Here is a 21,924-nt window from a genome sequence, read left to right as displayed (position 1 = left end):
ACGCGGTTATCAGGCCGCCCGCGCGCCCTCCACGGGTTTCCGATCACTCGCAGCCATTACCAGAGCCTCGATCAGCCGCTCGGGACGGATTGGCTTTTCTACAACCGCGACCATGCCTGCACCGCGATACTGCATGGCATCGCTGGGGTCGGCATTGGCCGTCAGGGCAATGATGGGCACCGGATTGCCTCTGGCACGCAGGGCGTGCGTGGCGGCGAGTCCGTCCATGACGGGCATCTTGATGTCCATGAGGATGGCATCGAAAACCTCGCACTCGGCGGCGTCCAGAGCCTGCTGACCGTTCTCTGCCACGGCGGTGCTGATGCCCAGCGCCTCCAGCATCTTGGTCGCCACGAAGCGGTTGGTGGCATTGTCATCGACCACCAGCACACGAGAGGGCAGGGGCGGCTGCTCGGTTTCCTGAAGAGTCACCTCATCCGCCTCTGTGGCAGCGGGCACCTGGAACAGGACGCAGGTAAAGCTGAACACCGCACCGCCCCCGTCCCGGTCACTGACCCCGATGTCTCCGTCCATCTGGCGGGCCAGATCGCGACAGATGGCCAGCCCCAGTCCCGCTCCGGCACCGCTGCCCGAGTGGGCCGCCCCGGTCTGGAAGGGCTCGAAGATGCGGGTCTTGTGCTCATCGCTTACCCCTGGGCCGCTGTCCTCGACCTCGGCACGCAGACGTGCGTGAAGTTCGTCGTCGCACGTCACATTGAGGAGGACCGTGACATGGCCGCTGGCGGTGAACTTCAGCGCATTGCCGACCAGATTGTTCAGGATCTGCTTGAGGCGGACCGCATCGGCCAGCACCCATGTCTCCCTGCCCGCATCCATGATCACACGGAAATCAAGACCCGCCTGTTCGGCGCGCGGACGCCACAGGGCCTCGATCGCTTCGGCCAGCTCGCCTGCGCGCACGGGCTCCTGCTTCAGCTCGAGCGCGCCGGTTTCGGCCCGCGACATATCGATCGCATCGGTCAGCAGCCGCAGCAGACTCTCGCCCGAGCGCGAAATGGTCTCGACATAGGGCCGCAGCTCCTCCTGGCTGAGGCGCGTGCGGATCAGCTCGGCCACGCCCAGCACACCGTTGAGGGGCGTGCGGATCTCGTGGCTCATCACGGCGAGGAACTGGTTCTTGGCGCGCAGCGCGGCCTTGGCCTCGGTCTCGGCCCAGGCCAGGTTCTCGGCCAGCCGCGTCATCTCTTCCGCACGCTGGCGGTGCAGGGCGAAGCCAGCCTGAAGCACGGCCAGTGCGGTTCCAACTCCGGCATAGAGCCCGTTGCGCGTAACGATGAAGCCGTGCAGCAGGCTCTGGACTTCGGCAGCCATGACCTTGCGGAAAAAGCTCTCGGCTGTTGTTTCCGCCTCGGCGACCAGCGGCGCGCTGTCCATGAAGGTCTCGACGCGCCGGCGGGCATAGAGCGCGCGTCCGTAGTGCGAGGCCATCTTCAGGAAGAAGCCGTTGCGCTCGACCAGGCCGACCGGGCGGCCCTCACTGTCCACCACTGCCAGTGCCAGAGTATTAGGCTCGCGCTCGAAGCGCTGGAACACGTGCTCGCCAAGGGTGCACGGCCCGACGGGCTCTATGGCTTCCATGAAGCTGGCCAGAACGGCCATGGTGAATTCCCCCTCGACAGCTGGCGGGCGTCGGCCCGATGCGCGCAGAGGGTTGCCGCGATGGCTCTTAAGCGTCTCTGAAGGCCATCATCAAGATTTTACGACAGAATTTTGAAGGCCGATCTAGCCGCAGAAGACGTAGCGCCCGCTGTAGGCCAGATAATATCCCGTGTGCGGATTGTAGGAGCGATAGCGGCTCTGGCACCAGGCCACGCGTCCGGGGTCGCGTCCGGGCGCTGCCCAGCCGCCACCTCCGCCATAGACCAGATCGGGGCGGCCATAGGCACCGTGGTGAACCTGCGCGCCGGAAACCGACGTGTGTCCGCCGTGAAGCGGGCTGTAGCCATAGCCGGGGCTGTAGCCATAGCCGGGGCTGTAGCCGTAACCGCCGTGGTAGGCGCTGCCATGATGAGTGCTGCGGTAATGGCTGCCCGCGTATCCGGTGCCATGGCCGCGCCAGCCGTAAGCCTGGCCATAGCCGTAATCTCTGCTGCGCGAGGTCAGGTGCCTCTGGTCGCGCCACGGCTCGTGACAGTCGGTGCGGTTGGCGTTCCAGAAGGCATCGCAGCGATAGTCGCCGGGGCGGTCGCGCTGGTCCCACCACGAAGGCGTGCGGGCGTGGCGCTGGCCGTGGCCATAGCCGGTGTAGCCATAGCCGGTGTAGCCATGGCTTGCGTGGGGCGGAGCGTAATGGCCGCCGTGACCGTAAGGCGTGCTGCTATGGCCCGGCGCGCCGTATCCGGGCACTCCATAAGCCTGCCCATAAGCCTGCCCATAAGCCTGCCCATAAGCCTGCCCATAAGCCTGCGATGCAGCAGTCGCGGCCAGCAGGCTCGCAGAGGCAGCCGCCAGCGTGCCGATGATGGTGCCAACAGTGATCCGAACGCTCATCGCCTCAAACCCTCCACGCAGAATGCCTTCCACCCGGCGGGCTAACGCGCGGGATGGTTAATGGCTCCCGCGACAGGCGAAGGGCGTCAAGGCGAAATCGCGCGCAGGTCTCAGTCGAGGATGACCTGGGTGGAGCGGTCAGGGCGGGTCTGCACGCGGCGCATCAGCACCACCGGCTCGCCGGAGCCTGCACGCACCGGCGTGATCACGAACCAGCTCCCGCCCGGCAGATTGGCGAAGCGGAAGCGCCCGGCCCCGTCACAGTTCGTCTCGCGCACATAGGCGCTGTAGTCGTCGCGTGCTTCCTGAACGGCGCGCGCGCGCACCACGGCGGCGGGAATGGCGGCGCGCTCGCTCGAGCCATAGAGCGCCTGCATGCGCTGGCGGGTGTAGGGGGTGTCAGGCGTCAGGGCGACCGCGCCGACACAGCCATAGCTCTGGCCCCCCTCGCGATAGCTGACCTGGCCATCGACACCGCCGTTGCCCGACAGGCGCGACCACTCGAAATCGGAGGTGTTGAACACCACCGCCCCTGCGGGACCGTAGACACCCGGACCCTGCACCGGCGCACAGGCCGCCACGGCGAGGGCGGCAACAGTGGCCAGGGCCGAGAGGCGCAGACCGCGGGCGGGCGTAAGAAGGGGGCGTGGGCTCATGGGGCACCTCCGAAGACGGCATGAACGGCTGACAGCGGGATCACACCGGCAGCGGTATAGCCTGAAGCGAGCCAACCGTGCCAGCCACGCCTTCACAACGCTGGCGACCCGTGAGGCGTTGCTCGCAGGAATGAAGATTTCCGGGTGGATAGCCCTGAGCGCCCGGCCAGCGTGTCCCGCAGGTGCGACTTCGGCCCGCTCCATGCCTTGCCACGTGGCGCGAACAGGCCAACACTCGCTGCCAAATCCCGCGGGCGGGACATCGAGCGAAGACACACCATGACGCGGAAGAGGGCATGACCCGGCAAAGAGATCGCAGCGCCACCGAGGCGGCCCTGCTGGCGGCGGGGCAAGGCATCCTTATGTCGCAGGGCTGGCAGGGCTTGAGCGTTCAGGCCGTGGCCGAGGGCGCGCGGTGCGACCGCAAGCTGGTCTATCGCTATTTCGGCGGCCTTGACGGGGTAATCGACGCCCTGATGGACGAGGCCCTGTCGCGCTTCGGCACGGCGCTGGACGCGGCACCTGCCCTCGATGACGGTGCCGATTTCGCTGCCTTCATGCGCGCCAGCCTGCCTGCCTATGCCCGCGCCCTGATCGCGGTGCCCGAGATCGCCCTGCTTCACGGCTGGGCTCTGGCCGATGGCTCCGGCGCAGCCTCGCTGCGGCTGGCGCGCGCCAATGAGGCCGTTCAGGAGTGGCTGCGCGCGCGCAGGCCGCGCCTGAGGACGCCGCCGGGCGGCGATGTTCTTGCCCTCAATGCCCTGCTGACCGGTGCCATTCATCACCTGGCCATCCATGCAGCCCTGCGGGTGCCGCTGGCCGGGCTGTCCATCGATGCGGCCAGCCTGCCGCGCATCGAGGCCGCGCTCGACCAGGCCCTGGCTTCATTCGCGGCTGCACCCGAGCGATCGGCCGCCTGAGCGGCCGTGGGGCCTCGGCCTATGCCTGAACCTTCTTGCCCTTGGCCTTGCGGGCCTTGCCGCCCGGCTTGCCCCCAGTTTTCTCGCCGGATTTCTCGCCCGATTTCTCACCTGCCTTGCGCGCAGCCTTGAGTGCCTGTTTCTCGGCCTTGCGCCGCGCCTTTTCCTCGCGGGCCTTGTCGGCCTTGCCTGAGCCTGCCGCCAGGGCCAGCAAGGTGGCCGTGAAGCCCTCGCGCCGGGATTTGGGCAGCAGCGCCAGCAGGCGCTCGTCCACGGTGCTGATGCGTGCCTTCGTGCTTTCGAGCGCAGCGCGACCGCTTTCGGTCAGGCGGACTGTATTGGCGCGCGCATCCACGTTGGAGCGCTCGCGCGCGAGCAGGTCGCGGCTGATCAGGCGTGCGACCAGATCGGCCAGGGTCGAGCGGTCGATACCGGTCAGGCGCACGAGGTCGGTCTGGTTGAGCCCGTCGGCAGAGCCTGCGGCGACCAAAACCGCGTACTGGCGCTGGGTGAGTTGCGGCTCCAGTGCCGGCTCGCGCGCGGTTTCCTCGGCATAGAGGTCAAGCGCCACCTGCAAGGCCCGGTGCAGCAGGTGGATGGGCGAGGCATCCAGCGCCTCGATGCCGTCAGCCTGCCCCGATCCGGGCAACGATCCGGGCGACGATCTCGCGCCCTTGCGTTCCTTGGCCATGACCCGATGATCCCCTGTCGTGCACCGGCGAGGCGCCGTGGGCCAGAGCTAGCATCTGCGCATTTCGATTTGACGACAGATATTCCGCATCGAGAAGACAGTGCGGCGTCAGGATGTGCGCTCCTGCGGCGTTTCCGGCTCGTCGCGGATCAGGTGCTTCATGATGAAGGGAAGCTGGGCGAGCCCGAACGCGATCGCCGCCACCCACAGGGCCGGGCGGAACACGGTGATCCAGACATCATCGCTCTGCGTGCGCCAGACGATCTCGTTGGCGATGGCGCAGGCGGCGAAATAGAGGCCATAGCGGATCGTCAGGGTCCGCCACGCCGCATCGGGCAGGCGGATGGAATCGCCCAGCAGCATCTTGGCCGGGCTCTTGCCCAGCATGACCCCGCCCAGCAGCACCAGCGCCAGAAGACCGTTCAGCACCGTGATCTTGATCTTGATGACGTCGCCGTCGTGCAGGACGATGGTCAGGATACCGAAGACCAGGGCGAAGCTGCCGGTGATCAGGGGCAGGGGGGCCAGACGCCGCTCGACGATGAAGCCGACACTGAGCGCGATGGCGCTGGCGATGGTGAGCGCCCAGGTGGCCAGCACCATGGAATCGTTGCTCTCCATGCCCTGCACGCGCGCATAGATGAAGGCACCCACAAAGGCGATCAGGGCACCGAAATCCACCAGGGGGCGCACCCAGCTGTTGGGGGGCGGAGCGGGCACGGGCGACTGGGTTTCGGTCATGGCATCCTTCAGGGCGTCTGTCGGGTCAGGGTTCTGGTCGGGTCAGTCTTGTGGTTCCAGCCCGACGAGTGAGCGCGAGAAGGCCACGGCATCGAAATCCTGCAGGTCTTCGATGCCTTCGCCCACGCCGATCAGCTTGATCGGCGCATCCGACGCCTGGGCCACGGGCACCAGAACGCCGCCGCGCGCGGTTCCGTCCAGCTTGGTCATCACGATGCCAGATACGTAAGCCGTGCGGCCAAAGATTTGCTCCTGCGCCAGCGCATTGCGCCCCACTGTGGCATCCAGCACCAGCAGCGTCTCGTGCGGGGCGTCCGCATCATGCTTCTTGAGCACCCGCACGATCTTGAGCAGCTCGTCCATCAGGGCCTGCTTGTTCTGCAGGCGCCCGGCGGTGTCGATCAGCAGCACATCCACGCCTTCCTCGCGCGCCTTGACATAGGCGTCGAAGGCCAGCCCCGCCGGGTCGGCCCCGTCGCGGCGGCTTTCGAACAGGGCGCCCGCCCGCTCGGCCCAGACGCGAAGCTGATCGCGCGCGGCGGCGCGGAAGGTGTCACAGGCCACCACCATGACCTTGGCCCCCTGAGCGGTCAGGCGCGCGGCGATCTTGCCCAGCGTCGTGGTCTTGCCCGAGCCGTTGACGCCGACGAACAGCACCACATAGGGGCGCGGGCCGGAGAGGGGATCGAAGCGGTCCTGTCGCGGCTCCAGCTCGGCGGCGATGGCCAGCGCCAGAGCCTCGCGGATTTCGCGCTCCTCGGGGCTGGGCCCGAAGCGGTGCTCGGCAAAGCGGCCGGTGATGCGCGCGGCGGCGGCGGGGCCGAGGTCGGCCTCGATCAGCTCCTCCTCCAGACGCTCCAGCGCCTCGGCGTCGAGGGGTTTGCGGGCAAAGGTGCTGACGACCTGATCGGTCATCTGGCGCGACGAGCGCGACAGCCCTTCGCTCAGGCGGGCCAGCCAGCCCTTCTTGGGAGTATCGTTCATGCAGGGGGCTTTAGCGCGCCCGGTCCCTCCCGTCACCGTGTTCCGCACACGGCGGGGCGATCCTGCCCCGGCCACCGGGGCGGCAAGCGCAGGTGTTTTGCGACGGGTGCGGCAAGCGCACCCTCATCTTTTGCGACGGGTGCGGCAAGCGCACCCTCATCTTTTGCGACGGGTGCGGCAAGCGCACCCTCATCTTTTGCGACCGGTGCGGCAAGCGCACCCTCATCTTTTGCGACGGGTGCGGCAAGCGCACCCTCATCTTTGCGACGGGTGCGGCAAGCGCACCCTCATGGCGAACCGGCGCGTCTCGCGTTAAGTGAAGGCACGCCAGGCGCCGCAACCGCCCGCGCGGCGACATCAGGAGACCCCGACGTGGCCCAGACCCACAGCTTTTTCGATGCCAAGACGCACGGCTTCGTGCGCGTGGCTGCCGCCAGCGTGCCCGTGCGCGCCGCCGAGCCGGCCGCCAATCTGGACGCCCACGTCGCCCTTCTGAAAGCCGCCGACGAGCAGGGCGTGGACCTGCTGGTGTTTCCCGAGCTTTCGCTCAGCGGTTACGCCATCGACGACCTGCACCTGCAAGGCACCATGATAAGAGCGGTCGAGGATGCCGTGCTCGCCCTGGCGCAGGCGAGCGCGAAGGTGTCCACGGTCGTGGTGGCGGGCGCGGCGCTTCGCGCGGGCGAGGGGCTTTACAACTGTGCGGTGGTCATGGCGGGCGGAGCGGTGCTGGGCGTGGTGCCCAAGACCTATCTGCCGAACTATCGAGAGTATTATGAGAAGCGCTGGTTCGTCTCGGGTGCCGGTTCGGATGCGGCGGCGGGCGAGGGCGTGATCGTGCTGGGCGGCGATGAGGTCGCCTTTGGCACAGCTCTGGTGTTCGAGGCGGCAAACCGGCCCGGGTTCACCTTCGGCGTCGAGATCTGCGAGGACTTCTGGGCACCCGTGCCGCCCTCGACGCGGCTGGCGCTGGCGGGCGCACGCATCCTCTGCAATCTGTCGGCTTCCAATGTGCTGATCGGCAAGGCGGACGAGCGCGCCATGCTGTGTGCCAGCCAGTCGGCACGCACGCTGTCGGCCTATGTGTTCAGTGCGGCAGGCCACGGCGAGAGCACCACGGACCTGGCCTGGGACGGGCAGTCGCTCATTCACGAACTGGGACACGAGATCGCGTGCGGCGCGCGCTTCAGCGATCAGCCCGCCCTCACCGTGGCCGACGTGGACGTGGACAGGCTGGGGCTGGAGCGGCTTCGCAACGGCACCTTCCATGACTGCGCGCGCGCCGAGCTGGGCGAGGGCCATGCGGTGGTGGTGTTCGACGCCCCCGAGCCCAGACCCGTCACCAGCCTTGCGCGCGTGCCCGACCGCTTCCCCTTCGTGCCGGACGATGAGGCGAGACTGGATCGCGACTGCTTCGAGGCCTTCAGCATCCAGGTTCAGGGCCTGAGACGAAGGCTGGAGGCCACCGGATCGCGCAGCGTGGTGATCGGAGTCTCCGGCGGGCTCGATTCGACCCATGCCCTGCTGGTCGCCTGCCGGGCCTTCGATGCCATGGGCCGCCCGCGCTCCGACATCCGCGCCTTCACCCTGCCGGGCTTCGCCACCTCGGAGGCAACCCGCGCTAATGCCCTGGCCCTGATGAACGCGCTGGGCGTCACGGCAGGCGAGATCGACATCCGCCCCGCCGCCACGCAGATTCTGGACGACATCGACCACCCTTATGCCAAAGGCGAGGCGCTCCACGACATCACCTTCGAGAACGTGCAGGCGGGCCTGCGCACCGACTACCTGTTCCGGCTGGCCAATCATCATCAGGGACTGGTGGTGGGCACGGGCGACCTGTCCGAGCTGGCGCTGGGCTGGGCGACCTATGGCGTGGGCGACCACATGAGCCACTACAACGTCAATGTCGGCGTGGCCAAGACGCTGATCCAGCACCTGATCCGCTGGGTCGCGGCGCGCGAACTGGCAGGCAGCGAGGCGGTCCCGATCCTGCACGCCATTCTGGACACGGAGATTTCGCCCGAGCTGGTGCCTGCGGGTGCGGACGGTGCCATTCAGTCCACGGAAAGTGCCATCGGCCCCTATGCGCTCAACGACTTCTTCCTGTTTCACATCAGCCGCTACGGCCTTGCGCCGTCCAAGGTCGCGTTTCTGGCCTGGCAGGCGTGGCGCGATGCGGACGCGGGGCTGTGGCCATCGGCAATCCCGCCTGCGCGGCGCACCGCCTACGACCTGGCCACCATCCGCCACTGGCTGACGCGCTTCCTGCACCGCTTCTTTGCCACGGCCCAGTTCAAGCGCTCGGCCCTGCCCAATGGCCCCAAGGTGATCAGCGGCGGCTCGCTCTCGCCGCGCGGCGACTGGCGCGCGCCTTCGGACATCCGCGCGAGCACATGGCTGAAGGAGCTGGATCGCAACCTGCCCGAGGCGGTGGCGCGGCACTGAGCGCCGTTCAGGCTCTCTGACAGTCGGGGCAGAAGAAGGTCGAGCGCCCGCCCTGCACCATGCGCGCGATGGTGCCGCTGCACCCACTGCTGCGGCAGGGCTCGCCCTCGCGGCCATAGGCGGCGAAGTCGTGCTGGAAATAGCCCTGGCCGCCCTCGGCATTGGCAAAGTCGCGCAAGGTGGAGCCGCCCGCCCGGATCGCCTCGTCGAGCACGTCGCGCACATGGGCGACCACAGTGGCGGCCTCGCCATCGGACAGCGCACCGCTGGCCCGCAGTGGCGAGATGCGGCTGCGGTGCAGGGCCTCGCAGACATAGATGTTGCCCAGACCCGCCACGATGCGCTGGTCCAGCAGGGCGAGCTTGACGGGCTGGCGCCGTCCATGCAGCGCGCGCTGAAGATAATCCGCCGAAAAGCCGTTGCCGAGCGGCTCCGGCCCAAGACCGCTGAACCATGGGTGCGTCTCGATGGCCTCGCTGGAGATCAGCCCCATGAAGCCGAAGCGGCGTGGATCGACGTAAGCGACCTCGGTGGCCCCTGCCCTGAGGCTCAGATGGCGGTGGCGCTCCGCGCCCACCTGGGTGACGTGCCGGCCCATCACCTCGCCCGCAAGCACGAAGCGGCCCGTCATGCCCAGATGTGTCACCCAGGTCTCGCCGGTCGACAGCGGCATCAGCAGATATTTGGCCCGTCTTTGCAGGGCCAGCACCTCGGCACCCTCCAGCCGCCGCGCGAATGCTTCGGGAAAGGCAAGGCGCAGGTCAGGGCGATGCTGCACGACCGCTTCAAGCCGCACGCCTGCCAGAACGGGCTCAAGGCCTCTGCGGACCGTTTCGACCTCGGGAAGTTCAGGCACGAGAAGCCATCACGGCGATGCTCACAGGCCGGGATCGTAGGCGCCCGCATCGCGCATGCGGCTCTCGCGCGCGCTTGTGGCGCGACCGTCCAGCTCGCGCGCCATCTGGCATATGGCCCGCGAGGCCGTGTGCTTGTGCAGGCCGGGGATGAGGGCATGGACCAGCGCCGCCAGCCCGGCACCGATCAGCCGGAACCCATAGGCACCAGCGTGCCTGGCGTGCAGGCCGTAGCTTTCGCCCACCTCGCGCGGATGATCGAGAAACAGTCGTCGCAGCACCATGTCGCACACCCTACCGTCATCGCGCGTTTTGGCCTAGAGCCTGTGCCACATCCGACCCCACAGCCGCGAGGCCCGCCACGACCATGCCTGCTCCCACCGATCAACAGACCTTCCGCTGGGACGATCCGCTCGATCTCGATCACCGTCTGACCAGTGACGAGCGCATGATCCGCGATGCGGGGCACGACTATGCGCGCGGGGCACTGCTGCCGCGCGTGGTCAGGGCGTTCGCCGAGGAGAGCTTTGACCGGGCCATCATGAGCGAGATGGGCGAGATGGGCTTTCTGGGTGCCATGCTGCCCGAGCGCTACGGCGGGGCCGAGGCCAGCCACGTCGCCTATGGCCTGCTGGCCCGCGAGATCGAGGCGGTGGACTCCGGCTACCGCTCGGCCATGAGCGTGCAGTCGTCCCTGGCCATGTATCCTATCTACGCCTTCGGCTCGGACGAGCAGAAGATGAAGTTCCTGCCCAAGATGGCGGCGGGCGAGCTGGTGGGCTGTTTTGGTCTGACCGAGGCCGACGGCGGTTCTGATCCCGCCTCGATGAAGACCCGCGCCGACAGGGTGGATGGGGGCTATCGCCTCAATGGCGGCAAGTACTGGATCACCAACAGCCCCATCGCCGACCTGGCCATCGTGTGGGCAAGGCTGGTCGAGCCCTCGGGCGAATCGGCCATTCGCGGCTTCATTGTCGAGCGCGACTTCGAGGGCTTCACCACCGGCAAGATCGGCGACAAGCTCAGCCTGCGCGCCTCCATCACCGGCGACATCGGCCTGAACGACGTGTTCGTGCCAGAGGCCAATCTGCTGCCGGGCGTGAAGGGCCTGCGCGGCCCGTTCTCGTGCCTGAACAAGGCCCGCTACGGCATCGCCTGGGGCGCCATGGGCGCGGCCGAATTCTGTTTCCACGCCACGCGCGACTATGTGGGCGAGCGCATCCTGTTCGGCCGTCCCCTGTCGGCGCGCCAGCTGGTGCAGAAGAAGCTGGCCGACATGCAGACCGAAATCTTCCTCGGCCTGGAAGGCGCGCTGGCGCTGGGCCGCCTGCTCGATCGCGGGGCCTGGGTGCCCGAGGCCATCTCGATGATGAAGCGCAACAACTGCGGCAAGGCCCTGGCCATCGCCCGCGAGGCGCGCGACATGCATGGCGGGGCAGGCATCACCGGCGAGATGCACGTCATGCGCCACGCCATGAACCTTGAGACGGTCAACACCTATGAAGGCGCGCACGATGTCCATGCCCTGATCCTGGGCCGTGCGATCACGGGCGAGGCCGCTTTCTAGGCGCTGAAAATCTCTATCCCCCGATCGGGGGGCTGGACAAATCCACGCCATGCGCCACGGTGAAGCTGTGACAGGCGCGAGGCCTGTCTCGTCGGGGGAGACTGTCATGAGCCGCTATCGCAAAGCATCGAGGTTTGCGCTGACCATGGGCGCGGGGCCGCTCGGTGCCCTGTCCGTGGCGGCGCTGCTGCTGGCGTCGCCAGTCCTGGCCCAGCCTGCGGGCATGAGCATTCCCGCCCCCTTCGATGAGAGCCGCGGCGTCTATTCCTTTGCCGGGCCTCTGGAGGCCGCCCTGCCGGCGGTGGTGCGCATTACGACGCTCGGCGGCTCGCGAGGGCCCTCGTCCGAAACCAGCCGCCCGCGCGAGATCAGCGGCGGCTCGGGTGTCATCATCGATGCGGCGCGCGGCCTGATCGTCACCAACCAGCACGTGGTGGACACCGGCAGCGTCTATCGCGTCGAGCTGACCGACGGGCGCAGCTTCGATGCCACCCTGATCGGCGCGGATGCGGCCACGGACGTGGCCCTGCTCCAGATCAGTGCGCGCGGCCTGATGGCGGTCGAGACCGTCAACTCCGACACCTTGCGCACCGGCGATCTGGCCTTTGCCGTGGGCTATCCGCTGGGGCTGGACCAGACGCTCACCATGGGCGTGATCTCGGGGCTGGGGCGCTCGGGCGTCGGCGACGGGGTGCAGGACTACATCCAGACCGACGCGGCCGTGAACTCGGGTAACTCGGGCGGTCCCCTGCTGGACAGCCGCGGCCGCCTGATCGGCATCAACACCGCCATCCTGTCGGGCTCTCCGGGCGGGGGCAACGATGGCGTGGCCTTTGCCGTGCCGACCCGGATCATGCGCTTCGTGGTCGATCAGCTGCTTTCCAACGGCGAGGTGATCCGGGGCACGACCGGCGCGGTGGTGTCCTCGCTCTCGCCCTCGCGCGCAGGCGACCTCGGCCTTGGCATCAGCCGCGGGGCGGTAGTCGAGGACGTCATGCCGGGCTCTCCGGCCGACCGGGCGGGCCTGCGCCGCTCGGACGTCATCGTCCGCTTTGGCGAGCGCAATGTGAATGCCGCAGGCGTGGTGGTCTCCAGCGTCGGGATCGCCGATCCGGGCACCACCTTCCCCCTGACCTATCTGCGCGGCGAGCGCGAATACACCACCACCGTCAGCGTCGAGCTGCCGACGGATGTGGACATCAGTGCTGGGGCGGGGCGCTTGCAGGCCTATGGTGCCAGCCTGCGCGACCAGACCCGCGAAGAGCGCGCCAGCTCGGGCGTCGCCGGGGTTCTGGTGGGGGCGGTCGCGGGCGGTTCGGATGCGGCCCAGGCCGGTCTTGTGGCGGGCGACATCATCGTGCGCAGCGGGCGCAACGATGTGGCGGATGCCGCCGCCCTGGCCCGCCTGCTGCGCCAGGGCGGCACCGGGCGCGAGCTGACCGTGGTGCGCGCAGGCCAGCGCGAGACGATCCGGCTTCCGCTCTGAGATCTGGCCGCTCTGATATCTGGGCTGACGCCCCGCTCTGCGCGCGTCCCGACCGGCGGCTGACTTGATCCCGGCGACTGCCCTGACGCGCTCCGCCCGGATTCCTGTGCCCGGACGCAAAAACGCCCGCACGACCGGAGGGGGGAGGGGGAGTGGTCGCACGGGCGCTTCTGTTGTCATGTCGGCCCGGCGGGATCGCAAGCGACCCAGGGGGGCTGGGGGGGCTGTTCAGGATCCGGGGCCACCCGCATCACCGACAGAGCCGACGCTCACAGGTATCAGGGGCGATGCGGGCGGGCGATGGGCGGCTTTGGGGCCATTTCGTGACTCGCGCGCAACAGCTTCGACAGGCTGTGCCGGGCCTTGCGCCGCGGTTGTGCGCAGCGCGATTCTTTGCGCATCATAGCCGGTGATGAAGGCTCGCTTCGATCCTCCGCCATGGCCTGCCCGCCCGCCCGACCCTGATGTCGGGGCGCCATGAGCAGCGACATCCTCGCCCTTCCCGTATCGCGGCGTGGGGCGCCGGTGTTCTTCGCGCGCGCAGAGCTGTCGGCGATTCTGGGCGTCTATGGCCGCATGGTCGCCCAGGGCGAGTGGCGCGACTATGCCATCGCCAGCGATGCTGACCACGCCGTCTTTGCCGTGATGCGCCGCACGGGCGACGCCCCGGCCTTCTGCATAGAGAAACATCCCCGTCTCAGCGCTCGCCAGGGCGCATGGCTGGTGCGCGGCGAGGGCGGGGTGGTGCTGAAACGCGGACACGAGCTGGCCCAGGTGCTGAAGGTGTTCGACACCCGCCGCTTCAGGCTTGTGCCCTGATCAGGGCGCAGCGGACAGCAGAACGGCCCCGCACATCGCTGCACGGGGCCGTCATCGCTCGCCGGAACGGGAGCAGACCTATTCGCGGCTGCCGAGGAACGACAGCAGGAACTGGAAAAGGTTCACGAAGTTGATGAACAGCGCCAGCGCGCCCCAGCTGGTGGCCGAGGACATGGCCGCCTGATTGCCGCCCAGGGTGTAGTAGGTCAGCTTCAGGCGCTGGGTGTCATAGGCGATCAGGCCAGAGAAAAGCAGCACGCCCACCGCATTGATGACGAAATACATCATCGGGCTTTGCAGGAACATGTTGACCACCATGGCGATCAGCAGGCCGATCACGCCCATGATCAGGAAGCTGCCCCAGCCGGTCATGTTGCGCTTGGTGGTGTAGCCCCACAGGCTGAGCGCGCCAAAGGCCGCCGCCGTGATCAGGAAGGTCGAGACGATCGAGGCGCCCGTATAGATCAGGAAGATGACGCCAAGGCCCGCACCGATGGTCATGACCACCAGCCAGTAGAGGATGTTCGCCGCGCCCGGCCCTGCGTTGCGCATGAAGAACATCGAGCCGAAGATCATCACCAGCGGCGAGAAGGCCACGATCATGCCCAGCGTCGTGTAGGTGAGAATGCCCTCGGCCGTGCGCGTGAACAGCAGGCTGCTCACCTCGGGCACATTGCCCGTGGTCCAGGCGAGGGCGGCGGCCAGCAGCAGGCCCAGCGCCAGCTTGTTGTAGACGCCCAGCATGAAGGCGCGCAGGCCCGCATCCACGGAGGTGTCGGCGCTCGCCTCGACCGGGCGGGAATAGCCGTTGTTGAAGTCGCTCATGATGCGTAGAGGCTCCTGAAGCATTATGGGGCGGACGCATGGTCCGCTTCGCCTTGAATATCGGGTCCGCCCTGCGCCAAGGCAAGGAAAACCGGACACTGCGGTCCGTTAAATCGGTGCCATGGTCATGGGCGGGAAGGGATTTGGGTTGCGCGGGGCGCTTCGCTGTTTTCATGGTGCGCCATGCTCAGACTGTTCGCCGCCCTCGCCCTGCCCCCCGACATCAGCGAGGGTTTGAAGCGCCATCAGACGGGCCTTGTGGGCGCACGCTGGCGGCCCGAGGAGGCCCTGCACATCACCCTGGCCTTCTATGGCGAGATGGACCGGCACCGCGCCGAGGATCTGGCCGCCGAGCTGTCGCGCATCCATCAGAGCCCTTTTTCGCTGGAGCTGGCAGGAGTGGGTGCCTTCGACGATGGCAGCGGCCAGTCCCGGTCGTCGTCGGCACGGGCCGTCTGGGCGGGGCTGGAGGCGAGCGAGCCTCTCGTGCTTCTCGCATCGCGTGCCAGGGCCGCAGGCCAGCGCGCAGGACTGCGGATGGAGGCGCGGCGCTATGTGCCCCATGTCACCCTGGCCTATCTGAAAGGCACGCCCGACGATCGCCTCGCCGCCTGGATCACCGGCCACAACCGCCTGCATTCGCCCAGTTTTCGTGTGGATCGCTTCGGCCTCTACTCCAGCGAGCTCACCCACGCGGGCAGCCACTACACGCTACTGAGGGAGTATCTGCTGTGAACGGACCGATCCTCGAGACCGAGCGGCTGGTTCTCAGGCCCACGAGCCTCGATGACTTCCCGCGCTGGTGCGAGATGATGGCCGACGAGACGGCGGCGCGCTTCGTCGGCGGGGTGCAGAGCCCGCCGGAAGTCTGGCGCGGCCTGATGGGCATGGCCGGGGCCTGGTCCCTGACGGGGGTGGCCATGTTCTCGGTGATCGAGAAGGCGAGCGGGCAGTGGGTGGGGCGGCTGGGGCCGTGGCAGCCGCATGGCTGGCCGGGCTGCGAGATCGGCTGGGGCCTGCATCCCGATGCCTGGGGCAGGGGCTATGCGATCGAGGGCGCGCGCGCGGCCATGGACTACGCTTTCGACGTGCTGGGCTGGGACGCGGTGATCCACTGCATCGACCCGGACAACCGCCCATCCGAAAAGGTGGCCGAGCGGCTCGGCTCGCGCCTTGAGGGCCCCGGCCGGATGCCCCCGCCCTTTGCCCATGTGCCCGTAAACATCTGGGGCCAGAGCCGCGAGGCGTGGCGTGCGCACCGCTGACGCATTCGGGGCGTAAGACATGCGTCCACTATGGCGAGTTCTCGTAGCTGCAAGCCTAGGCGGAACCTTCCTCCCGGCGCGCTGTTCAGGTGGGGGTCAGGACGCGCCGCCCTTTTCACTGTGCCGGACGCCCATCGCATCCGGCGCGTCAAAGCGATAGGATCATGTCCATGTCTCTCACTCATCGCCGCAAGCTGATCGCCGGTGCCATCGCCGCCATGAGCGTGGCGACGCTCGCCCACGCCTCTGCGCCCCAGCCGCGCCAGCCCATCGATCCCGAGCGCTTCGCGGGCCGCTGGTACGAGATCGCGCGCACGCCCAACCGCTTGCAACCGACCTGCCAGCGCCTGGCCATCGACTTCACTCGCACCAGCAGCGGCTTTGACGTGACCAACACCTGCACCCGCGCCAACGGCAACTCGGACCGCGTTCAGGCCACCGCCACCATCACCGACCGCAATACCAATGCCAAGATGCGCATGACCGCGCGCGGCATCCGCGCCGTGGCGGGCAGCCAGGAATACTGGGTGCTGGACCGTGCCGGCGACTACAGCTGGGCGATCATGGCCACGCCGGGCGGTAATTATTTCTGGCTGTGGTCGCGCAACGCCAGCCCCAGCGCCAGCCAGCGCCAGGCCATGCTCGCGCGTGTACAGGCGCTCGGCTACAACACCTCCAACGCCGTCGTGACCGGAGGCTAGGCAGGGCGCGCTTGGACGAGACCGATCTGACGCTCACCGCCCTGACCGGTGCGGCCCCTGTCCCGTCCCGCCCCGAGCTGACGCGCGCCGTCAGCCTCGGTGCGGCGCGCCTGATGCGTGATCTGGGCTTTTCGGTGCTGCACGAGGTGGCCTTGCCCAGCGGGCGGCGCGCGGACCTGATGGGGCTCGATGCGGCAGGGCGGTTCGTGATCTGCGAGGTCAAGTCGTCCATCGAGGACTATCGCTCTGATGCCAAGTGGCAGGACTATCGTCCCTGGTGCGACATGTTCGGCTTTGCCGTGCCGGTGGACTTTCCCCAAGATGCATTGCCGCCCGATGTCGGCCTGATCGTGGCCGACCAGTTCGGCGGGGCGGTTCTGCGTGAACTCGGCGGTGACAGGCTCGCCCCGGCGCGGCGCAAGGCGCTGACCATCGGCTTCGGGCGGCTGGCGGCGGCGCGCCTGCACTGGCGCAGCCGCGGGCTGGAAGAGCCCGCCCCCGGCGAGGGACCGGTGATATAGCCCGCAGGCCTATCGCGGCGCGCGCTTGGCCAGGATGCGCTGCAAGGTGCGCCGGTGCATGCCGAGGCGACGTGCGGTCTCCGAGACATTGTGATTGCACAGCTCGAACACCCGCTGGATGTGCTCCCAGCGCACACGGTCGGCCGACATGGGATTTTCCGGCGGCTCGGGGCTGTCGCCGGGCTCGCTCAGCAGCGCCTTGACCACGTCGTCGGCATCGGCGGGCTTGGAGAGGTAATCGACCGCTCCGGCCTTCACGGCAGCCACGGCGGTGGCGATGGCCCCATAGCCGGTCAGCATGATGGTGCGCGCTTCGGGCCTGCGCGCGCGCAGTGCCTCCACCACCTTCAGCCCGTTGCCGTCCTCGAGGCGCATGTCGAGCACCGCAAAGGCGGGAGGCTGGCTGGACAGGGCGCTGAGGGCCTCGGCGACCGAAGCGGCGCTGCGCACCTCGAAGCCGCGCGACTCCAGCGCCCGGCCCAGCCGGTTGCGCAGGGCCTGATCGTCGTCGAGCAGCAGCAGGCTCTTGTCTTGCAGGGCGGCGATACGGTCTTCGATATCGGGCATCTCGGGCTCTCGGGCAGGCTCGCGGCAGGGATGTCTCGAGGGTTATATATATACGCTAAAGCGGGCGGTGACAGGTTCGCGGGCGTTTCAGCCCGGCAAGGTGTCGTCAGCTACGTCCGCCTCGCGCGCCTCGATGTCGCTGCGCCGCCACCTGACGCGAACCTCGGCCCCGCCGCCGTCGCCCAGTCCGCCGCGCGCGCGATTGCGGAAGTCCAGCCGCGCGCCCGTGCGCTCCAGCAGGGTTCGCGCGATGAAAAGGCCCAGCCCCATGCCCTCATAGCCCGTCTCGCCTCTGGCCCGCGACGAGACATAGGGCTCGCCCAGCCGGGGCAGGATGTCGACCGCAAAGCCCGGTCCGTCGTCGAGGACATCGAGGCGCAGGCTCTGCTCGTCGAAGCGCGCGATCAGCTCGACCCGCTCCCTGGCAAAGCCGACCGCGTTCTCAAGCAGGGCGGACAGGCTGTGAATGATCTCGGGCTGGCGCATCAGCACGGGGGCCTCGCCCTCGCCCTCGATGCGGGTCACGATCTCCACATCGAGGCCGCGATGGCTCTGGGTGACCTCCTCCAGGATCTGCTCCAGGCTCATGCGCCCGTGCACCATGTCGCCGTCCTCGGGGCGGCTGGAGAGGCGTCGCAGGATGTCCCGGCACCGCTCGGCCTGTTGCAGCAGCAGGGCGGCGTCCTCGGCCACGCTGGAATCGTGCGGGTTGCGCCGCGCTTCTCTCAGCATCTCGCGCGCCACCACCTGCATGGTGGCCAGCGGCGTGCCCAGCTCGTGCGCCGCCGAGGCCGCCAGCCCGCCCAGCGCCGTCAGCTTCTGCTCGCGTGCCAGCACCGCGCGCATGGCGGCCAGGGCGCGCTCGGTGCGCTCGGCCTCCAGTGCCACGCGCCACGCATAGCCGCCGGTAAAGATCACGCCCACTGACAGCGCGCTCAGCATCCCGAAGCGATAGAGCGGGGGCATCTCGATGCGCACCCCCGCCGCCCACGGCAGCGGCAGGGAAAAGAAGAACAGAAGCAGCCCGATCAGCAGGGCCAGCGCCCCCAGCAGGAAGGCACTGCGCCCCGACAGTGTGGCCGCCGCCACCGTCACCGGCGCGATGAGCAGCAGGGCAAAGGGATTGTCGAGCCCGCCGGTCAGGCCCAGCAGCACGCCAAGCTGGGTGATGTCGAAGCCGATCTGAAGGGCGGTGCTGCGCTCGGACGCGCGCGCGTGCGGCCGCTTCAGGCGCGCCTGGGCAAACAGGTTGAGCGCAGCGCTGGCCATGATGGCCACCAGACAGGGCACCAGGGCGATGTCGAGGCGCAGCACGAAGGCGCACAAGAGCACCGCGATGCTCTGGCCCGCCACCGCCAGCCAGCGCAGCAGGATCAGGGTGTCGAGCGGCACGCCGCGCGCACGCGCCGATGTGTCGTCCCACGGCGCGAGGCTGGGGCGCAGCACGGCCTGGAACAGGCTGGCGCCCTCTCCGGCGTTCTTAGGCGCGTCGCCCGCAGGCGGCTGTGACGAATGGTGCGCTTGGGTCATGGCTGGCGGGCAGGTTATAGAGCCTCCGCGCGGATGAAAGAGCCTTGATTGCCGCGCTCTGAAGGAGACGCCCGGGTGCCCAGCCGCAACACAGTCATCTTTGCCGCCGCCTGCGTAGGTATCGCCCTTGCCCTGCTGGTCACGGCGCTGATCGCGATGGGCGGACGCGAGCGGGTCGGCAGCGGCGACGTGATCGCCTCCACGGGCGAGGCGGCCATCGGAGGGCCTTTCAGCCTGATCGATCAGACAGGCGCAGCCGTGGACCAGTCCATTCTCGAGGGTCGCTGGACGCTGGTGTTCTTCGGCTTCACCTACTGCCCGGATTTCTGCCCCGGCACCTTGCAGCTTCTCGATGCCACGCGGCGCGAGCTGGGAGCGGCGGGTGACGACATCCAGATCCTGTTCATCACCGTCGATCCTGCGCGCGATACGCCCCAGGCGCTGGCCGACTATCTGTCCAGCCCCGATTTTCCGCCCAATGTGATCGGCCTGACGGGTTCGGACGAGCAGATCGCGGCGGCGGCGCAGGCCTATCGCGCCGTCTACAGCCGCGCCGAGACGCCCGGCGGCTACACGATGAACCACACCCTGACGGTCTATCTGATGAACCCCGAGGGCCGCTTCCAGAGCGCCCTGGCTCATGGCCTGTCGCCGCGCGATGCGGCCGGCGTGATCCGCCGCGCCATGGCCAGCCATGAAACCGCATCACGCTGAGTTCATTATATCTGAACGCGGTTCAGTCTAGGCTCTTGCGTGAGGGGCCGAGCCTCCTCATCATCAGGCAAGCTTTCGCGCACCGAACGCGCCATGTCAGAAGCGCCGCGCCTCAAGGGGATGCATAAGCGTTCATGCTCTACACACTTCACGAAGCGGCCTATCACGCCGCGACGCCTCTGCGCTTCGGCGCGCTTTCGCTGAAAACCCTGTGGTCATCGCCCGCGAATCCGTGGAGCGACACGGCCCTGGCCCGCAACATCGTGGCCATGTCCGACGTGTTCGAAAGCGTCACGCGCCGCTATGGCAAGCCCGAGTGGGGTCTCGATCAGGTCGAGATCAGCGGTGTCGACGTGCCCGTCAGTATCGAGACCGTGTGGTCGTCGCCCTGGTGCAACCTGATCCGCTTTCGGCGGGACGGCTCGGCGCTGAAAAAGGCCGGACGCCCGGCGGATGCGCCCAAGGTGCTGATCGTGGCACCTTTGTCGGGGCACTATGCCACCTTGCTGCGCGGCACGGTCGAGGCGTGGCTTCAGGACTTTGACGTCTACATCACCGACTGGGTCAATGCGCGCAACGTGCCCCTGATGGAGGGGCGCTTCGGCTTTCACGACTATATCGACCATGTGCGCACCATGCTCGAGGCCCTGGGCGAGCGCGCCCACGTGGTCGCCGTGTGCCAGCCCGGACCGCCCGTTCTGGCAGCCTGTGCCCTGATGGCCGAGGACGCTCATCCGCAGCGGCCCCTGTCCATGACCTACATGGGCTCGCCCATCGATGCGCGCCTGTCGCCGACGCTGACCAACGAGCTGGCCGAGCAGAAGCCCTTTGCCTGGTTCCGCTCGAACATGATCTACACCGTCCCCCTGCCCTATGCCGGGGTGGGGCGGCGCGTCTATCCGGGCTTCGTGCAGCTCTACAGCTTCATGTCCATGAACGAGGCGCGCCACCGCGAGGCGCACTGGGCCTATTTCAACGATCTGGTGGCGGGCGACGGCGACAGCGCGGCGCGTCACGAGGCCTTTTACGACGAGTATCTCTCGGTGCTGGACCTGACCGAAGAGTTCTATCTTCAGACCGTGGACATCGTGTTCCAGAAGCACCTGCTGGCCAAAGGCGAGCTGTGGCACCGCGGGCGGCGCGTGGACCTGTCCGCCATCACCGACATCGCCCTGATGACGGTCGAGGGCGAGAACGACGACATCTCGGGCGTGGGCCAGACCCAGGCCGCCCACGGGCTGTGCCCGAACATCCCCGAGGCCATGCGCGTGCTTCACGTCCAGGCGGAAGTGGGGCACTACGGGGTCTTCAACGGGCGGCGCTTCCGGGAGGAAATCTATCCGCTGGCCCGCGATTTCATGAACCGCGCCCACGGGGCGGGCGAGAGCGGCACCGATGCTGAAAGACCTTCGCCACGGGCAGCGGCTTGAGCTTGAGGGCATCGCCTATCGCCTGAGCGTCAATCCGCGAGCGCGCCGCTATGGCGTGCGTATCGATGCGGGTCGGCGCGAGGCGGTTGTGGTCGCGCCCCATACCCGGCACCTTGGCGCGGCTCTGGCCTTTGCACGCAGCCGCTCGGCATGGATCGGCAGACATCTGGGCGAGGCGCAGGCCGCATCCATCGCCTTTGCGCCCGGCGCGGTCATTCCCTTCGAGGGGCGCCCCGTCACCCTGACGAGCGAGCCGGGACGCCGGGCCGCGCGGCTTGCGGGACCGGACGTGATCGTTGCGGGCGGCGAGGGCGAGGCTTTCTCGCGCCGGATCGAGGCCTTTCTCAGAACAAAAGCGCGGGTGCGGCTCGGCGACTGCACGGCCCGCCATGCCGCACGTCTTGGCCAGCCGGTGCCGAAAGTCTCGCTGGGCGATGCGGGCGGGCGCTGGGGCTCATGCTCGCCGCAGCGCGCGTCCATCCGCTATTCGTGGCGCCTGATCATGGCCCCGCCCGAGGTGCTTGACTATGTGGCCGCCCACGAGGTGGCGCACCTCGTCCACCCCCATCACCAGCCGCCGTTCTGGGCCGAGGTCGAGCGCCTCTACGGCCCATGGGAGGAGGCGCGGGCCTGGCTGCGGCGCGAGGGTGCGCGCCTTCACGCTGTCGGTCGCTCGCAGACGTGACCGCGCGGG

At 68.2% G+C, this 21,924-nt stretch carries 23 protein-coding genes; 12 read left to right on the top strand and 11 right to left on the bottom strand.

The window, feature by feature from the left end:
- Nucleotides 1-9: 9 nt before the first annotated feature.
- The 3 genes from ACK4E3_RS05245 to ACK4E3_RS05235 form a co-directional block, all read right to left on the bottom strand.
- Entirely contained in the window at nucleotides 10-1,620 is a 1,611-nt protein-coding gene (locus ACK4E3_RS05245) for a response regulator (RefSeq protein ID WP_409697351.1), read from the bottom strand.
- A 123-nt stretch (nucleotides 1,621-1,743) separates the two neighbouring features.
- Nucleotides 1,744-2,511, bottom strand: coding sequence for a BA14K family protein (locus ACK4E3_RS05240; RefSeq protein WP_409697348.1), 768 nt, complete (start codon nucleotides 2,509-2,511; stop codon nucleotides 1,744-1,746).
- Nucleotides 2,512-2,621: 110 nt separating this feature from the next.
- Complete coding sequence (locus tag ACK4E3_RS05235; protein WP_409697345.1) at nucleotides 2,622-3,167, bottom strand: hypothetical protein; 546 nt, start codon at nucleotides 3,165-3,167, stop codon at nucleotides 2,622-2,624.
- Nucleotides 3,168-3,463: 296 nt separating this feature from the next.
- Here ACK4E3_RS05235 and ACK4E3_RS05230 point away from each other — a divergent pair, with 296 nt between their 5' ends.
- On the top strand, nucleotides 3,464-4,087 hold the full coding sequence (locus ACK4E3_RS05230; RefSeq protein WP_409697342.1) for a TetR/AcrR family transcriptional regulator: 624 nt from the start codon (nucleotides 3,464-3,466) through the stop codon (nucleotides 4,085-4,087).
- Between the two features lie 19 nt (nucleotides 4,088-4,106).
- Here the strand turns inward: ACK4E3_RS05230 and ACK4E3_RS05225 are convergent, their stop codons facing one another.
- From ACK4E3_RS05225 to ftsY, 3 genes are all read right to left on the bottom strand, one after another.
- Nucleotides 4,107-4,778 (bottom strand): MarR family winged helix-turn-helix transcriptional regulator, encoded by a 672-nt coding sequence (locus ACK4E3_RS05225; protein ID WP_409697339.1) that lies wholly within the window; start codon nucleotides 4,776-4,778, stop codon nucleotides 4,107-4,109.
- 108 nt (nucleotides 4,779-4,886) lie between these two features.
- Nucleotides 4,887-5,519, bottom strand: coding sequence for an inner membrane-spanning protein YciB (locus ACK4E3_RS05220; RefSeq protein ID WP_409697336.1), 633 nt, complete (start codon nucleotides 5,517-5,519; stop codon nucleotides 4,887-4,889).
- Between the two features lie 42 nt (nucleotides 5,520-5,561).
- Complete coding sequence (ftsY, locus tag ACK4E3_RS05215; RefSeq protein ID WP_409697333.1) at nucleotides 5,562-6,503, bottom strand: signal recognition particle-docking protein FtsY; 942 nt, start codon at nucleotides 6,501-6,503, stop codon at nucleotides 5,562-5,564.
- A 372-nt stretch (nucleotides 6,504-6,875) separates the two neighbouring features.
- Between ftsY and ACK4E3_RS05210 the strand changes: the two genes are divergently transcribed.
- Nucleotides 6,876-8,951, top strand: a complete 2,076-nt coding sequence (locus ACK4E3_RS05210; RefSeq protein ID WP_409697330.1) for an NAD(+) synthase — start codon at nucleotides 6,876-6,878, stop codon at nucleotides 8,949-8,951.
- 7 nt (nucleotides 8,952-8,958) lie between these two features.
- Here the strand turns inward: ACK4E3_RS05210 and mutM are convergent, their stop codons facing one another.
- Both mutM and ACK4E3_RS05200 read right to left on the bottom strand, forming a co-directional pair.
- Nucleotides 8,959-9,807, bottom strand: a complete 849-nt coding sequence (gene mutM / locus ACK4E3_RS05205; protein WP_409697327.1) for a bifunctional DNA-formamidopyrimidine glycosylase/DNA-(apurinic or apyrimidinic site) lyase — start codon at nucleotides 9,805-9,807, stop codon at nucleotides 8,959-8,961.
- A 21-nt stretch (nucleotides 9,808-9,828) separates the two neighbouring features.
- Nucleotides 9,829-10,089, bottom strand: coding sequence for a DUF6356 family protein (locus tag ACK4E3_RS05200; RefSeq protein ID WP_409697324.1), 261 nt, complete (start codon nucleotides 10,087-10,089; stop codon nucleotides 9,829-9,831).
- An 83-nt stretch (nucleotides 10,090-10,172) separates the two neighbouring features.
- Between ACK4E3_RS05200 and ACK4E3_RS05195 the strand changes: the two genes are divergently transcribed.
- The 3 genes from ACK4E3_RS05195 (at nucleotide 10,173) to ACK4E3_RS05185 (ending at nucleotide 13,677) form a co-directional block, all read left to right on the top strand.
- A complete protein-coding gene (locus tag ACK4E3_RS05195; RefSeq protein ID WP_409697321.1) occupies nucleotides 10,173-11,372 on the top strand; it encodes an acyl-CoA dehydrogenase in 1,200 nt (399 codons plus the stop codon).
- Between the two features lie 106 nt (nucleotides 11,373-11,478).
- Nucleotides 11,479-12,858, top strand: coding sequence for a trypsin-like peptidase domain-containing protein (locus ACK4E3_RS05190; RefSeq protein ID WP_409697318.1), 1,380 nt, complete (start codon nucleotides 11,479-11,481; stop codon nucleotides 12,856-12,858).
- Between the two features lie 477 nt (nucleotides 12,859-13,335).
- Nucleotides 13,336-13,677 carry a DUF2794 domain-containing protein gene (locus ACK4E3_RS05185; protein WP_409697315.1) on the top strand — a complete coding sequence of 114 codons (342 nt, stop codon included), beginning with the start codon at nucleotides 13,336-13,338 and terminating at the stop codon, nucleotides 13,675-13,677.
- Nucleotides 13,678-13,755: 78 nt separating this feature from the next.
- Here the strand turns inward: ACK4E3_RS05185 and ACK4E3_RS05180 are convergent, their stop codons facing one another.
- Complete coding sequence (locus ACK4E3_RS05180) at nucleotides 13,756-14,502, bottom strand: Bax inhibitor-1/YccA family protein (RefSeq protein WP_409697312.1); 747 nt, start codon at nucleotides 14,500-14,502, stop codon at nucleotides 13,756-13,758.
- Nucleotides 14,503-14,685: 183 nt separating this feature from the next.
- On the opposite strand from ACK4E3_RS05180, the gene thpR reads away from it, so the two are divergent.
- The 4 genes from thpR to mmcB all read left to right on the top strand — a co-directional run bounded on the left by thpR (nucleotide 14,686) and on the right by mmcB (nucleotide 16,989).
- Complete coding sequence (gene thpR, locus ACK4E3_RS05175; RefSeq protein WP_409697309.1) at nucleotides 14,686-15,237, top strand: RNA 2',3'-cyclic phosphodiesterase; 552 nt, start codon at nucleotides 14,686-14,688, stop codon at nucleotides 15,235-15,237.
- Nucleotides 15,234-15,767, top strand: a complete 534-nt coding sequence (locus ACK4E3_RS05170; protein ID WP_409697306.1) for a GNAT family N-acetyltransferase — start codon at nucleotides 15,234-15,236, stop codon at nucleotides 15,765-15,767. Before thpR ends, ACK4E3_RS05170 begins: the two co-directional genes overlap by 4 nt.
- 170 nt (nucleotides 15,768-15,937) lie before the next feature.
- On the top strand, nucleotides 15,938-16,468 hold the full coding sequence (locus tag ACK4E3_RS05165; RefSeq protein ID WP_409697303.1) for a lipocalin family protein: 531 nt from the start codon (nucleotides 15,938-15,940) through the stop codon (nucleotides 16,466-16,468).
- Nucleotides 16,469-16,479: 11 nt separating this feature from the next.
- Nucleotides 16,480-16,989 (top strand): DNA repair putative endonuclease MmcB, encoded by a 510-nt coding sequence (mmcB, locus tag ACK4E3_RS05160; RefSeq protein WP_409697300.1) that lies wholly within the window; start codon nucleotides 16,480-16,482, stop codon nucleotides 16,987-16,989.
- 9 nt (nucleotides 16,990-16,998) lie between these two features.
- Here mmcB and ACK4E3_RS05155 read toward each other — a convergent pair whose 3' ends face one another.
- Nucleotides 16,999-17,556 carry an ActR/PrrA/RegA family redox response regulator transcription factor gene (locus ACK4E3_RS05155; RefSeq protein WP_409697297.1) on the bottom strand — a complete coding sequence of 186 codons (558 nt, stop codon included), beginning with the start codon at nucleotides 17,554-17,556 and terminating at the stop codon, nucleotides 16,999-17,001.
- Nucleotides 17,557-17,643: 87 nt separating this feature from the next.
- Nucleotides 17,644-19,086, bottom strand: coding sequence for an ActS/PrrB/RegB family redox-sensitive histidine kinase (locus ACK4E3_RS05150; protein WP_409697294.1), 1,443 nt, complete (start codon nucleotides 19,084-19,086; stop codon nucleotides 17,644-17,646).
- Nucleotides 19,087-19,161: 75 nt separating this feature from the next.
- Between ACK4E3_RS05150 and ACK4E3_RS05145 the strand changes: the two genes are divergently transcribed.
- From ACK4E3_RS05145 to ACK4E3_RS05135, 3 genes are all read left to right on the top strand, one after another.
- On the top strand, nucleotides 19,162-19,800 hold the full coding sequence (locus ACK4E3_RS05145; RefSeq protein WP_409697290.1) for an SCO family protein: 639 nt from the start codon (nucleotides 19,162-19,164) through the stop codon (nucleotides 19,798-19,800).
- A 134-nt stretch (nucleotides 19,801-19,934) separates the two neighbouring features.
- Nucleotides 19,935-21,230, top strand: a complete 1,296-nt coding sequence (locus tag ACK4E3_RS05140; RefSeq protein WP_409697286.1) for a polyhydroxyalkanoate depolymerase — start codon at nucleotides 19,935-19,937, stop codon at nucleotides 21,228-21,230.
- Nucleotides 21,196-21,915 carry a M48 family metallopeptidase gene (locus ACK4E3_RS05135; protein ID WP_409697283.1) on the top strand — a complete coding sequence of 240 codons (720 nt, stop codon included), beginning with the start codon at nucleotides 21,196-21,198 and terminating at the stop codon, nucleotides 21,913-21,915. The genes ACK4E3_RS05140 and ACK4E3_RS05135 overlap by 35 nt, the downstream gene beginning before the upstream one ends.
- Nucleotides 21,916-21,924: the final 9 nt, after the last annotated feature.

Source organism: Brevundimonas sp. (assembly GCF_046299595.1).
Classification (GTDB): domain Bacteria; phylum Pseudomonadota; class Alphaproteobacteria; order Caulobacterales; family Caulobacteraceae; genus Brevundimonas.
This window is presented reverse-complemented; position numbering and strand designations above follow the sequence as displayed.

Coding starts and splice junctions, on each gene's coding strand:
- ACK4E3_RS05245 (WP_409697351.1), bottom strand. CDS start 1,620: ATGGCCGTTCTGGCCAGCTTCATGGAAGCCATAGAGCCCGTCGGGCCG.
- ACK4E3_RS05240 (WP_409697348.1), bottom strand. CDS start 2,511: ATGAGCGTTCGGATCACTGTTGGCACCATCATCGGCACGCTGGCGGCT.
- ACK4E3_RS05235 (WP_409697345.1), bottom strand. CDS start 3,167: ATGAGCCCACGCCCCCTTCTTACGCCCGCCCGCGGTCTGCGCCTCTCG.
- ACK4E3_RS05230 (WP_409697342.1), top strand. CDS start 3,464: ATGACCCGGCAAAGAGATCGCAGCGCCACCGAGGCGGCCCTGCTGGCG.
- ACK4E3_RS05225 (WP_409697339.1), bottom strand. CDS start 4,778: ATGGCCAAGGAACGCAAGGGCGCGAGATCGTCGCCCGGATCGTTGCCC.
- ACK4E3_RS05220 (WP_409697336.1), bottom strand. CDS start 5,519: ATGACCGAAACCCAGTCGCCCGTGCCCGCTCCGCCCCCCAACAGCTGG.
- ftsY (WP_409697333.1), bottom strand. CDS start 6,503: ATGAACGATACTCCCAAGAAGGGCTGGCTGGCCCGCCTGAGCGAAGGG.
- ACK4E3_RS05200 (WP_409697324.1), bottom strand. CDS start 10,089: ATGGTGCTGCGACGACTGTTTCTCGATCATCCGCGCGAGGTGGGCGAA.
- ACK4E3_RS05195 (WP_409697321.1), top strand. CDS start 10,173: ATGCCTGCTCCCACCGATCAACAGACCTTCCGCTGGGACGATCCGCTC.
- ACK4E3_RS05190 (WP_409697318.1), top strand. CDS start 11,479: ATGAGCCGCTATCGCAAAGCATCGAGGTTTGCGCTGACCATGGGCGCG.
- ACK4E3_RS05185 (WP_409697315.1), top strand. CDS start 13,336: ATGAGCAGCGACATCCTCGCCCTTCCCGTATCGCGGCGTGGGGCGCCG.
- ACK4E3_RS05180 (WP_409697312.1), bottom strand. CDS start 14,502: ATGAGCGACTTCAACAACGGCTATTCCCGCCCGGTCGAGGCGAGCGCC.
- thpR (WP_409697309.1), top strand. CDS start 14,686: ATGCTCAGACTGTTCGCCGCCCTCGCCCTGCCCCCCGACATCAGCGAG.
- ACK4E3_RS05165 (WP_409697303.1), top strand. CDS start 15,938: ATGTCTCTCACTCATCGCCGCAAGCTGATCGCCGGTGCCATCGCCGCC.
- ACK4E3_RS05155 (WP_409697297.1), bottom strand. CDS start 17,556: ATGCCCGATATCGAAGACCGTATCGCCGCCCTGCAAGACAAGAGCCTG.
- ACK4E3_RS05150 (WP_409697294.1), bottom strand. CDS start 19,086: ATGACCCAAGCGCACCATTCGTCACAGCCGCCTGCGGGCGACGCGCCT.
- ACK4E3_RS05140 (WP_409697286.1), top strand. CDS start 19,935: ATGCTCTACACACTTCACGAAGCGGCCTATCACGCCGCGACGCCTCTG.
- ACK4E3_RS05135 (WP_409697283.1), top strand. CDS start 21,196: ATGCTGAAAGACCTTCGCCACGGGCAGCGGCTTGAGCTTGAGGGCATC.